Source organism: Pseudomonas sp. S2_E02 (genome assembly GCF_054668355.1).
This window is the reverse complement of the sequence record NZ_CP162761.1, coordinates 1,594,707-1,606,375: the sequence shown is the minus strand read 5'-3', so window position 1 is coordinate 1,606,375 and position 11,669 is coordinate 1,594,707. Positions and strand designations below refer to the sequence as shown.

The following is an 11,669-nucleotide window of genomic DNA, read 5'->3' as shown; positions in this document are numbered from 1 at the left end:
CGCTTCAGGATCGAGGGTCGAACGCGTCACGCAACGCTTCGCCGATGAACACCAATAAAGAAAGAATCAGCGCCAGGGTGAAAAACGCCGTCAACCCGAGCCAAGGTGCTTGCAGATTCTGTTTGCCCTGACCGATCAACTCACCCAGCGAGGCGCTGCCGGCGGGCATGCCGAAACCGAGAAAATCCAGCGCGGTGAGGGTGGAAATCGCCCCGGTCAGAATGAACGGCAAGTAGCTCAATGTTGCATTCATGGCGTTGGGCAGAATGTGCCGGAAGATCACCTTGCGATCGCTCAGGCCCAGCGCGCGGGCGGCTTTGACGTACTCCAGATTACGTCCGCGCAGGAACTCGGCGCGCACCACATCCACCAGCGCCAGCCATGAGAACAGCGCCATGATCCCCAGCAGCCACCAGAAATTCGGCTCGACGAAACCGGAGAGGATGATCAACAGGTACAACACCGGCAGCCCCGACCAGACTTCCAGCAAGCGCTGCCCGAGCAAATCGACCCAGCCACCGTAGTAGCCCTGCAATGCCCCGGCGGCGATGCCGATCAGAGCGCTGACAAAGGTCAGCATCAAGGCAAACAGAATCGACACCCGAGCACCGAAAATCACCCGCGCGAGCACGTCTCGCGCCTGATCATCAGTGCCCAGCCAGTTGACCGCCGTCGGCGGGCTCGGCGCCGGTTTGTTGAGGTCGTAGTTCGGCGTGTCATCGCTGAACGGAATCGGCGGGAACAGCAGCCAGCCACCGTCCTTGCGAATCAGGTTCTGCACATAGTCGCTGCGGTAATCGGCCTGGAACGGCAGCTGTCCGCCGAACTCCTGCTCGGTGTGGCGCTTTAACACCGGGAAGTACCACTGGTCCTGATAGCTGACGACCAGAGGCTTGTCGTTGGCGATCAACTCACCACCCAGTGTCACCACAAACAGGCCGATAAACAGCCATAGCGACCACCAGCCACGACGGTTTTTCTTGAAGCGCTCGAAGCGCCGACGCCCTAGAGGGGAGAGCTCGAACATCAGGCGTTCCTCGCGGCGAAGTCGATGCGCGGGTCGACCAGCGTGTAGCACAGGTCACCCACCAGTTTTATCAGCAGGCCGAAGAGGGTAAAGATGAACAGCGAACCAAACACCACCGGATAGTCCCGCGAAACTGCTGCTTCGTAGCTCATGCGCCCAAGACCATCGAGGGAGAAGATCACTTCGATCAGCAAGGAGCCGGCGAAGAACACACTGATGAATGCCTGAGGGATGCCGGACACCACCAGCAGCATCGCGTTGCGGAACACATGGCCGTACAGCACGCGACGCTCGCTCAGGCCTTTGGCGCGAGCGGTCACCACATATTGGCGGGTGATTTCATTGAGAAACGAGTTCTTGGTCAGGATGGTCAGCGTGGCGAAACCGCCGATCACCAGCGCCGTGACCGGCAGCACCAGGTGCCAGAAGTAGTCAGCGATTTTGCCGAGGGTCGACAGCGATTCGAAGTTGTCCGACACCAGGCCACGCACCGGAAACCAGTTCAATGACGTGCCGCCGGCAAACACCACGATCAGGAACATCGCAAACAGAAACGCCGGCATCGCGTAGCCGATGATGATCGCCGTGCTGCTCCAGATATCGAAATGACTGCCATGGTGCACGGCCTTGCGGATCCCCAGCGGAATCGACACCAGATAGGTGATCAGCGTCGCCCATAGCCCGAGGGAAATGGTCACCGGCATTTTTTCCAGGATCAGGTCGGTGACTGTCGCGCCACGGAAAAAGCTTTTGCCGAAATCCAGTTGCGCGTAGTTCTTCAACATCAGCCACAAACGTTCATGGGCCGGTTTGTCGAAGCCGTACTGTTTTTCGATGTCCTTGATCAGTTGCGGATCGAGGCCGCGACTGGCGCGGGAAGTACCGCTCATGGTTTCGCTGGCACCGCCGCCGACACTGGCGCCGCCGATCCCTTGCAGGTGAGCGATGGCCTGTTCCACCGGACCGCCGGGCGCGGCCTGGATAATCACGAAATTGACCAGCAGGATGATCACCAGCGTCGGGATGATCAGCAGCAGGCGCCGCAGTATGTAACCCCACATCAGTGCGGCCCTCCGGGTCTGCCACGGGCAATTTTTTCCGCGGTCATCTGCTGATTGGTCAGCGGTGTGCTGCTGATTTCCCACCAGCTCTCGATGGCTTCGTCATTGCTGGCTTGCACCGACGGTATGCCGAAGCGGTTCCACCACACGGTCGAGGTGCCCGGTGGATAGTAGTTGGGAATCCAGTAGTAATTCCATTGCAGGACCCGGTCCAAGGCGTGCGCGTAATGCAGCATGTCGGACTGGGTGGAGGCGCGGATCAGGCCGTTGATCAACGTATCCACGGCAGGATTTTTCAACACCATGTAGTTGTTCGCGCCCGGGTCGTTGGCCGATGCGGAGGCGAAGTAATTGAGCAATTCGCCCCCCGGCGAGGTGCTGACTGGGTAGCCGGTGACGATCATGTCGTAGTCGCGGCTCATCAGGCGATTGACGTATTGCGAGGAGTCGATACGGCGAATGTTAAGATCGATGCCGATCTGTTTCAGCGTGCGCTTGTACGGCAGCAGCAAGCGATCCATGCCGTTCTGGCTGACCAGGAAGGTAAAGCTCAGTGGTTCGCCCTGGGCGTTCACCAACTGATCGCCATCCGGTTTCCAGCCCGCCTGTTCGAGCAGTTCGAGGGCCTGCAACTGTTTGTCACGGATGACGCCGCTGCCATCGGTTTTCGGCGCTTCGAAGACTTTAGTGAAAACCTCTTCGGGAACCTGGCCGCGCAGCGGTTCGAGGATTTTCAGTTCCTGCGCATCGGGCAGTTCGCTTGCCGCCAGTTGTGTGTTGGAAAAGTAGCTCTGCTGGCGGATATACATACCGCGCATCATCTGCCGGTTGCTCCACTCGAAATCCCAAAGCATGGCCAAGGCCTGGCGTACGCGGCGATCGGCGAACATGGGTTTCTGCAGGTTGAACACAAAACCCTGGGCTGACTGTGGCGCCTCGGTGGCCAGATGCGCCTTTTGCAGGCGTCCGTCGCTCAGTGCCGGGCTGTCATAGCCGATCGAGTAGCCAGTGGCCGAAAACTCGCGGTTGTAGTCATAGGCGCCACCGCGCAGCACTTGGCGGGCGACGTCGGTATCACCGAAGTACTCGATGCTGAAATGATCGAAATTGTACAAGCCACGACTGACCGGCAGATCCTTGCCCCACCATTCGGCGTTGCGTTCAAACGTGATACTGCGCCCCGAATCGACCTTGCCGACTCGATACGGGCCGCTGCCCAAGGGGGCTTCATAACCGCCGCCGCCGGCGAAATCGCGACGCTTCCACCAATGCTCGGGGAATACCGGCAGGGTCGCGATGTCCAGTGGCAGGGTGCGGTTTTCATTACTCTTGAAATCGAAGCGCACGGTTAGCGGCGCTTCGACTTCGACGCCTTTGACGTCGGCAAACTGGGTGCGATAACGCAGGCTGCCCTGGGTCATCAATAAATCGTAGGTGTAACGCACGTCTTCGGCGGTGATCGCTTTGCCGTCGGCGAAGCGTGCCTTGGGATTGATGTAGAAGCGCAGCGACAGACCATCGTCCGAGCGTTCCATCTTTTGCGCGACCAGACCGTAGACCGTGTAAGGCTCGTCGAGCGAACGCTGGGCCAGCGGCGAATAGAGCAAGCCATCGATCTGAGTGACGCCGATGCCTTTGTCTATATAAGGAAGGACATGGTCGAAGTGGCCGATCTCGATGGCCGAGCGGCGCATTGTCCCGCCCTTTGGCGCTTGCAGGTTGGTGTAGTCGAAATGACTGAAACCGGCAGGATACTTGGCAGGTTCGCCATAAACGGTCAACGCGTGTTGCGGTGCAGCGTTTGCGCCGGTGGCGCCCGTCAACAGGGCGAGGGCGGTGAGCATCAATGTGGGGAAAACCAGTCGCATTGTCAGCCTTGGAACCGGGAAATCGATAAGCGCAAGTTGTACGCTACAGGCGCGTCAGTCGCCAGCCGTATATGTAACTGAAACACAACGGCCCACCAGAAGGCGGGCCGTTGGCAAGCAATCAGGCGACGGATCAGTCCTGACGGCTGGTGACTTCCAGCAGGTGATAACCGAACTGGGTTTTTACCGGACCTTGCACGACGTTGATTGGCGCGCTGAAGACCACGGTGTCGAATTCCTTGACCATCTGGCCAGGACCGAACGAACCCAGATCACCGCCCTGACGGCTCGATGGGCAGGTGGAGTTGGCCTTGGCAACTTCGGCGAAATCAGCGCCACCTTCGATCTGGGCCTTGAGTTCGTTGCACTTGTCTTCGCTGGAAACCAGGATGTGGCGGGCAGTGGCTTTAGCCATGGGGAAACTCTCCAATCTATTTCAGTAAAAGTGTGGAGCCTACCGGATTCAGTGGGCGAATTCTCGGCAAAGTTCCGTTCGATTGTCCGTGGCCTTGATCAGAGATTCGCGGCTCGCAAACGTTCAGCATGTTCGACGTACAGCTCAATCGGGTCGAGCAGTGCGGTTGCCGTGCTGGCCGTGCGGCGCAGGCTGCCCAGATGGTCCAGCGGGTAGTCGGAGCGGATCACTTGCCCCAAGTGAGAACTGAAGCGGCCAACGAAGCCGTCATTCTGCTGCGTTTCGGTCATGAAGTACTGCGATAACGCGTGGCAAATGCTTTGGGTTGGATCGAGTGTCGACGGGCTGTTGGCCGGCAGGACGCCGCTCCATGAGTAATAGCGTACGCCGTTGACCTGTTCCGGGCCTTGTCCGCCCCAAGTGCTGGGCAATCCCTGCGGAAACTTGTCGTTGAACTCGCCTACGCCTTCGGTCGTCAGTGCATTGAGCGCCGCCAGTGCGTTCTGCGGCAAGGTGACACTGCCACTGAGCAACGATAGAAAATCGGCAAATAGCGTCGCTATATTTTGGGCGACGACCTCCGGCAGTCGCCCGGGTATCAGGGCCTTACGCAGAAAGTCGGCCAGTTCCGAACCGTGATTCGGGCCGCTGACGGAGGTTACGGAAGCGACGGCGTGTGGCGCGAGCGCCGCAGCGTATCGAGCAGCCAGTGCTCCCTGACTGTGTCCTATGAGGTTGACTTTGTCTGCACCTGTGCCTCGCAAGACACGATCAATCTGTGCAAGTAATTGTTCACCCCTGGTTTCGTTTTTATGGGTGGCAGAAAGGTGCGGAACAAACACTCGGCTGCCGGCCGTTTTCAGAGCGTCCTTTACGTCATGGAACAGCTCGAAGTGACCGATGCGCTCGAATCCGAACAGGCCATGTACCAACAGGACGGGATAGCGAGTTGAAGCATTCCGTTGCATGTTCTTACCTTTTTCGCAGAAGTTCATCGGGGAATCCGGAGGCCACTCTAAAACACTCATCCCGTTGAAGAAGTAAGAAGGGGCTTCTCTTGGCCGTTGAATCTGGACTAGTGGCTGTACGAATTTTCAGATACTTATGAAATCCGAATCGGAAGTTGAGGACATCTTTCGCTCGGTTGATGGCGTTTTTGCGTAGTTTGCCTACCCGGTGGGAGGCCTTTGCCGGGTGTTCGCGGCGGCTGAGGCTGACATCGAAAGTGTGCGCAATAGCGTTCAATGTTGGCTGTCGACGCCGCCCATGAAAGCGGCGTTCTTTCCAAGGAATGGAGCCACTAATGCACACGCACGAAGTCGAGTTTTGCTACCGGATGCGCCACCCCGCCAGCCCCTGTGTTTCGAACGAACTGCTGCCAGCGGCAATCGTTGATAGTCTGAAGGGGGCGGTGCTTGATCCATCGCTGGGCAAGGTCGTTGTCCGTATTGCTCCTTATGCAAACATGAGCTGCGGCGATCAGTTGCTCTTGAGTTGGGACGGTCTGGACATAGAGGGCTTTGCTTATCAGCATGAAATGGTTCGCTATATCAGCGAAGCCCAGGTCGGCAAAGACATCGTTTTCGTGATCAAAGGCCTGCACATCGCTGCACTGGATGGCGGTTCGCTGGCGGTCTACTGGAAACTGCTCAGTGCGCGCTCGGCTGAACCGGCGGTGTCTGCCCGTGTGCATTTGTCCGTGGGTGATGTCCGGCAACAATTGCTTGCACCGATTGTCGAGGGGGCCATCGGAGGGGCGCTGGATCCGGCGCGGGTGCCGGACGGCACGCTTATCGTGCTCCAGCCTTATGCCCGAATGGCGGCGGGGGATCGAGTCACGTTGCTGTGGGGCGCTGACGCATTGTCCGCAACGTTCAGCGACAGCTTGAAGGTCGAAGCCTTTGCTGTCGCAGACGTACTGTCATTCTGGGTTGAAGGGGCGCACATCGCTGCTCATCTCGGCGGCGAGGTGGTGGTGCGCTATCAGGTCGAGCAGGCGGGCGGAGTCATTCGCGAGTCCGAGGCGGCAAGAATTCTCGTTACCCCGTTCCTGCGGGGAGAGCTTGAGGCTCCCGATGTACTTGAAGCTGAAGACGGCGTGCTGTTGAAAGAGGACTCCGTCGATGGCGTCACCATCGTGATCGGTAATGCCCGGACGCAGGAAGGCGAGTTGGTCTATCTCAAGTGCGACGGGGAACTGTTCAATCATCGGGATGACCGTGAAATCACTCGGGAGACGGCGGGGAAGCCGCTGATCTTCATTGTGCCGCACCGATTCTGGCGTGAGCACCATGGCACGACCGTGCGGGTGGCCTACACGGTTGAACGTCTGGACGATGTCAGTCAGACGTCTGCGGCCACACAGGTGCGAGTGGAGGGGTAACGCGGCGTGACCAGCCCTGCGGTTTGCAATAAATCCGCGGGGCTGGCCGGATAATCAGCCTTTTGTCTGTGTACTGAGGCGTTGAGATGCGTCCAGCAGCAAACGCTCCGTTGCGCTGAAACCGAGGCAGCCATCGGTAATCGAAACCCCGTAACGCAGGGATTCGCTCAGCGGCTGGCAGCCCTCGAACAGGTGAGACTCGATCATCATGCCGATCAGAGAACGGTCACCTTGCAGGCGTTGCTCAAGCACTTCGTTGAAGACGCCAGGCTGGCGTAGCGGGTCCTTGCCACTGTTGGCGTGGCTGCAATCGACCATGATCCGGCTCGGAATCTTCAGGCGATCCAGGTCGGCATGGATTTTGGCCACACTCTCGCGATCATGGTTCGGCCCTTTATGGCCGCCGCGCAGAACCAGGTGGGTGTCGGGGTTGCCTGGCGTTTGAATGATGGCTGGATGGCCCTGACTATCGACGCCGAAATGCCGGTGCGGATGGGCTGCCGAACGCATGGCGTCAACTGCAATGGCGGCACCGCCGTCGGTGCCGTTCTTGAAGCCGACGGGCATGCCCAATCCGCTGGCCATCTCCCGATGGATCTGCGATTCAGTGGTACGCGCGCCAATGGCCACCCAGCTCAACAGATCATCGAAGTAACCGGCAGCCATGGGTTGCAGCAGCTCGGTGGCCACCGGCAGGCCGAGGCGGATCATTTCCAGCATCAGCTCACGCGAAAGCGTAAGGCCGCCAGCCATGTCATCACTGCCATCCAGATGCGGGTCGTAGGCCAGACCTTTCCAGCCGACCGTGGTGCGCGGTTTTTCGACATAGGCTCGCATCACCAACAGCATTTCGCCGCTGACTTCCTCAGCCAGTCGAGCGAGCTTGCCAGCGTATTCGAGTGCGGATTGCGGATCATGGATAGAGCAGGGCCCGACGATGACCAGCAGGCGCTGATCCTGACCGTTGAGAATGGCGCGAACCGCCTGACGGTGGGCGGTGACTTGCTGACTCAAGGCATTGCTCAGGGGCAATTGCTGTTTGAGTTGCAACGAGCTGGGCAGACGCAGAGTCAATGCTTCGTTGGCAGGATTCAGAGTGGACAGCGGCAGAGCAGAAACGGACGAGTTCATATTCGGTCTTCCTGGGCTGGCGGCGGGTTCTCCCGCTCGCTCGGCCCTACTGGGGTGTTCGACAATTGGCCGTATTGGCTACGTGTGTGTGCTTGCCACCTGTAGGTGACCGATCGGAGGCGGCAGGCTGTCCCGAGCGGAAGCTGGTAAATCGCCAGGCGTTAAAGCTGTCGTAACGGTAATAAGTGGCGTAGTTCATTTCGTGAATCCTCAAAGTGTCTGGTGTGTTGCTGAAAAGTTTGGGGCTGAAAAAACAAAACCCCCGGTCGGGAGGCCGACCGGGGGTTGAGAATTCTCTGGTAGGCGACCCGTTGTTATGGGCGCCGTTTGGGTATCAGGCGCGCCAGTGGCTAAACCAATACCCAAAATAAAAGCTGACCGGAGCGCAAACGTCATTCACCCGGGCAGCCGCAACCGAGCGCAAGGCGCTGGCGGTACGAAGCTGTGAGAGGGCGTTGAACATGGTCTGTCTCCAATGAATGGGCCGAGCTTACTAGAGGCCGATACGCCTCAGCAATCAGAAATTGCTATCGCGTAATCAACAGAACATCTATTGCTAGCGTCGCGCTGGAGTTGTGACATTCTGCACTTCGCTTGATGACCAAGGATGAACCGTGACGACACAAAACACTGCTGCTGCCCAGTCTCTGCTCATTGCCGGTGATCTGTTGGTCATGGCCGAGCGCGTCGTGGGTGCATGGCTGGGGCGAATTGTTCCTGCTGTGCAAGCCTGATGACATTCCACTTACGATTGGCGGTTCCAGAAGATCTGGCGTTTGCCCGTGATCTTACCTGTCAGAACATGCTGCGCTACTACATTCGCCATGACCTGCTATGGCAGGACGAAGCGTTCGACGTGGCATGGTTGGGGCGGCAAAACTGGCTGATAGTGAAGGGTGATGTGCCAGTGGGCTTTCTCAGTCTCAGTCGGGATATGCGCGCGCTGTACATTCGTGAACTGCAAATTGCTGAAACGTATCAGGGGCAGGGTGCTGGTTCTTGGGCGATCGATCAGGTTATCGACATGGTCCGCAAAGAAAGACGCCCGGCTCTACGCCTGACCGTATTTGAAAATAATCCGGCGAGAAACTTGTATGAGAGAAAAGGACTACAGGTTCAGGGCGCGGACGAGTGTTTTCTGCGAATGCAGCTTGATATCAGTACACATGTGCTCTGAAACCCACGGCCGGCAAGCCTTCAATGATGAATTGAAACTTTTTAAATGACGCTTTCCGCTAGGTCTGCGTGGCACTTTTTGCTAAGGTGTCCGGCATCCCAATATGACCATATCGCGAGGTGTCTGCTTGATTAGGGTGCTAGTGGTCGATGACCATGATCTCGTTCGTACAGGCATTACACGTATGCTGGCCGATATCGATGGCTTGCAGGTGGTTGGCCAGGCCGAATCCGGGGAAGAGTCCCTGATCAAGGCCCGAGAGTTGAAGCCCGATGTGGTGCTGATGGACGTCAAGATGCCTGGCATCGGCGGCCTGGAAGCCACGCGCAAACTGTTGCGCAGTCATCCGGATATCAAGGTGGTCGCGGTCACGGTGTGTGAGGAGGATCCTTTCCCGACACGCTTGTTGCAGGCCGGTGCTGCGGGTTATCTGACCAAGGGCGCGGGTTTGCCGGAAATGGTCCAGGCGATTCGCCTGGTATTTGCCGGCCAACGCTATATCAGTCCGCAGATTGCCCAGCAATTGGCGATCAAATCCTTCCAGCCCTCCAACGACTCTCCCTTCGATGCCTTGTCCGAGCGCGAAATTCAGATCGCCTTGATGATTGTCGGCTGTCAGAAGGTTCAGATCATTTCCGACAAATTGTGCCTGTCGCCGAAAACCGTGAACACCTACCGCTATCGTATTTTCGAGAAGCTTTCGATCAGCAGCGATGTCGAGTTGACCCTGTTGGCGGTTCGTCACGGCATGGTTGATGCCAGCCTCTGACCATGACTGAAACATTCGATTCCGGCGCGTTTCTGTCGACAGTCAGCGGGCGCCCAGGCGTCTATCGCATGTTCGACAGCGATGCACGCCTGTTGTACGTGGGCAAGGCCAAGAACCTGAAAAAACGCCTGGCCAGCTACTTTCGCAAAACCGGCCTGGCGCCGAAGACTGCCGCGTTGGTGGGGCGCATTGCGCAGGTCGAAACGACCATCACCGCCAACGAAACCGAAGCGCTGCTGCTTGAGCAGACGCTGATCAAGGAGTGGCGACCGCCGTACAATATCCTGCTGCGCGACGACAAATCCTATCCCTATGTGTTTCTGTCCGACGGCCAGTTTCCGCGCCTGAGCATTCATCGCGGGGCCAAAAAGGCCAAGGGCAAGTACTTCGGTCCCTATCCGAGTGCCGGCGCCATACGTGAAAGCCTGAGTCTGCTGCAAAAGACCTTCTTCGTTCGGCAGTGTGAAGACAGCTACTACAAGAACCGTACCCGTCCATGTCTGCAGTATCAGATCAAGCGCTGCAAGGCGCCTTGCGTGGGGCTGGTCGAGCCTGACGTGTATGCCGAAGACGTGCGCCACTCGGTCATGTTTCTTGAGGGGCGCAGTCACGCGCTGACCAACGAGCTGTCCACGGCGATGGAGGAGGCGGCGATCAACCTGGAGTTCGAACGAGCCGCCGAGTTGCGTGACCAGATCGCGCTGCTGCGCAGGGTTCAGGATCAACAAAGCATGGAAGGCGGCACAGGGGACATCGATGTCATCGCGGCATTCGTCAACCCGGGTGGCGCCTGCGTGCACCTGATCAGTGTGCGTGGCGGGCGCGTGTTGGGGAGCAAGAATTTCTTTCCGCAAGTCGGCATCGAGGAGGACGTGTCGGAAGTCATGGCCGCGTTTCTTGGCCAGTATTTCATCAGCAGCCCTGAGCGCGATTTGCCGAGCGAACTGATCGTCAACGTGGTGCATGAAGATTTTCCAACGTTGATCGAAGCGATCCATGAGTTGCGTGGTCGCGAGCTTGCCATCAGTCACCGGGTGCGCGGTACGCGGGCACGCTGGCAGCAACTGGCCGTCACCAACGCCGAGCAGGCGTTGGGCGCACGCCTGGCCAACCGCCAACACACCGCCGCGCGCTTTGAAGCCTTGGCCGAAGTGTTGAATCTCGATGAACCGCCGCAGCGCCTGGAATGCTACGACATCAGCCATTCCAGCGGTGAGGCGACGGTTGCTTCCTGTGTGGTCTTTGGCCCGGAAGGCGCGATCAAGTCGGACTACCGGCGCTATAACATCGAAGGGGTCACGGCGGGTGACGACTATGCCGCCATGCATCAGGCCTTGACGCGACGCTTCAGCAAACTCAAGGAAGGCGAGGGCAAGTTGCCAGACATCTTGCTGGTGGACGGTGGCAAGGGCCAGCTGTCGATGGCTCGCGATGTTCTCAACGAGTTGGCCGTACCAGATCTGATTCTGCTCGGTGTTGCCAAAGGCGCTACTCGCAAGGCGGGCTTCGAAACGTTGTATCTGAATGATGCGGCGCATGAGTTCACCTTGCGTGGCGACTCGCCGGCGCTGCACTTGATTCAACAGATTCGCGATGAGGCGCACCGCTTCGCGATTACCGGACACCGCGCACGCCGAGGCAAAACCCGCCGTACGTCAACGCTGGAAGGCGTTGCCGGCGTTGGGCCGACCCGACGTCGCGACTTGTTGAAACATTTTGGTGGATTGCAGGAGCTGACTCGTGCAAGCATCGAAGAGATCGCCAAAGCCCCGGGGATCAGTAAAAAGCTCGCAGAGTCGATTTATGCGAACCTGCATAGCGAGTAGAATGCCCCTTCA

The 11,669-nt window shown here is 58.3% G+C and carries 10 protein-coding genes; 4 read left to right on the top strand and 6 right to left on the bottom strand.

The window, feature by feature from the left end; translation table 11 throughout:
* Nucleotides 1-4: 4 nt before the first annotated feature.
* The 5 genes from AB4O01_RS07270 to AB4O01_RS07250 form a co-directional block, all read right to left on the bottom strand.
* Entirely contained in the window at nt 5-1,027 is a 1,023-nt protein-coding gene (locus AB4O01_RS07270; RefSeq protein WP_460091156.1) for an ABC transporter permease, read from the bottom strand.
* Nucleotides 1,027-2,088, bottom strand: a complete 1,062-nt coding sequence (locus tag AB4O01_RS07265) for a microcin C ABC transporter permease YejB (RefSeq protein ID WP_034154280.1) — start codon at nt 2,086-2,088, stop codon at nt 1,027-1,029. The genes AB4O01_RS07270 and AB4O01_RS07265 overlap by 1 nt, the downstream gene beginning before the upstream one ends.
* On the bottom strand, nt 2,088-3,956 hold the full coding sequence (locus AB4O01_RS07260; protein ID WP_460091155.1) for an extracellular solute-binding protein: 1,869 nt from the start codon (nt 3,954-3,956) through the stop codon (nt 2,088-2,090). Before AB4O01_RS07260 ends, AB4O01_RS07265 begins: the two co-directional genes overlap by 1 nt.
* A gap of 133 nt (nt 3,957-4,089) precedes the next feature.
* Nucleotides 4,090-4,371: a peptidylprolyl isomerase gene (locus tag AB4O01_RS07255; RefSeq protein WP_007912303.1), complete on the bottom strand. Its 282-nt coding sequence runs from the start codon at nt 4,369-4,371 to the stop codon at nt 4,090-4,092.
* Between the two features lie 98 nt (nt 4,372-4,469).
* Complete coding sequence (locus AB4O01_RS07250) at nt 4,470-5,339, bottom strand: lipase family alpha/beta hydrolase (RefSeq protein ID WP_320337176.1); 870 nt, start codon at nt 5,337-5,339, stop codon at nt 4,470-4,472.
* 335 nt (nt 5,340-5,674) lie between these two features.
* Here AB4O01_RS07250 and AB4O01_RS07245 point away from each other — a divergent pair, with 335 nt between their 5' ends.
* Complete coding sequence (locus tag AB4O01_RS07245) at nt 5,675-6,754, top strand: hypothetical protein (RefSeq protein WP_460091154.1); 1,080 nt, start codon at nt 5,675-5,677, stop codon at nt 6,752-6,754.
* A 54-nt stretch (nt 6,755-6,808) separates the two neighbouring features.
* Here the strand turns inward: AB4O01_RS07245 and AB4O01_RS07240 are convergent, their stop codons facing one another.
* The gene (locus AB4O01_RS07240; RefSeq protein WP_099756426.1) at nt 6,809-7,885 is read right to left on the bottom strand and encodes a 3-deoxy-7-phosphoheptulonate synthase; all 1,077 of its coding nucleotides are present in this window, start codon (nt 7,883-7,885) and stop codon (nt 6,809-6,811) included.
* 733 nt (nt 7,886-8,618) lie between these two features.
* On the opposite strand from AB4O01_RS07240, the gene AB4O01_RS07235 reads away from it, so the two are divergent.
* From AB4O01_RS07235 to uvrC, 3 genes are all read left to right on the top strand, one after another.
* On the top strand, nt 8,619-9,062 hold the full coding sequence (locus AB4O01_RS07235) for a GNAT family N-acetyltransferase (protein WP_093430983.1): 444 nt from the start codon (nt 8,619-8,621) through the stop codon (nt 9,060-9,062).
* Nucleotides 9,063-9,189: 127 nt separating this feature from the next.
* Entirely contained in the window at nt 9,190-9,831 is a 642-nt protein-coding gene (gene gacA / locus AB4O01_RS07230; RefSeq protein ID WP_016984198.1) for a response regulator transcription factor GacA, read from the top strand.
* 2 nt (nt 9,832-9,833) lie between these two features.
* On the top strand, nt 9,834-11,657 hold the full coding sequence (gene uvrC, locus AB4O01_RS07225; RefSeq protein WP_093430986.1) for an excinuclease ABC subunit UvrC: 1,824 nt from the start codon (nt 9,834-9,836) through the stop codon (nt 11,655-11,657).
* Nucleotides 11,658-11,669: the final 12 nt, after the last annotated feature.

What these genes read in the sequence shown, in the direction of transcription:
- AB4O01_RS07235 (WP_093430983.1), top strand. Translation starts at nt 8,619, where the DNA reads ATGACATTCCACTTACGATTGGCGGTTCCAGAAGATCTGGCGTTTGCC.
- AB4O01_RS07250 (WP_320337176.1), bottom strand. Translation starts at nt 5,339, where the DNA reads ATGCAACGGAATGCTTCAACTCGCTATCCCGTCCTGTTGGTACATGGC.
- AB4O01_RS07245 (WP_460091154.1), top strand. Translation starts at nt 5,675, where the DNA reads ATGCACACGCACGAAGTCGAGTTTTGCTACCGGATGCGCCACCCCGCC.
- AB4O01_RS07265 (WP_034154280.1), bottom strand. Translation starts at nt 2,088, where the DNA reads ATGTGGGGTTACATACTGCGGCGCCTGCTGCTGATCATCCCGACGCTG.
- AB4O01_RS07270 (WP_460091156.1), bottom strand. Translation starts at nt 1,027, where the DNA reads ATGTTCGAGCTCTCCCCTCTAGGGCGTCGGCGCTTCGAGCGCTTCAAG.
- AB4O01_RS07255 (WP_007912303.1), bottom strand. Translation starts at nt 4,371, where the DNA reads ATGGCTAAAGCCACTGCCCGCCACATCCTGGTTTCCAGCGAAGACAAG.
- AB4O01_RS07260 (WP_460091155.1), bottom strand. Translation starts at nt 3,956, where the DNA reads ATGCGACTGGTTTTCCCCACATTGATGCTCACCGCCCTCGCCCTGTTG.
- AB4O01_RS07240 (WP_099756426.1), bottom strand. Translation starts at nt 7,885, where the DNA reads ATGAACTCGTCCGTTTCTGCTCTGCCGCTGTCCACTCTGAATCCTGCC.
- uvrC (WP_093430986.1), top strand. Translation starts at nt 9,834, where the DNA reads ATGACTGAAACATTCGATTCCGGCGCGTTTCTGTCGACAGTCAGCGGG.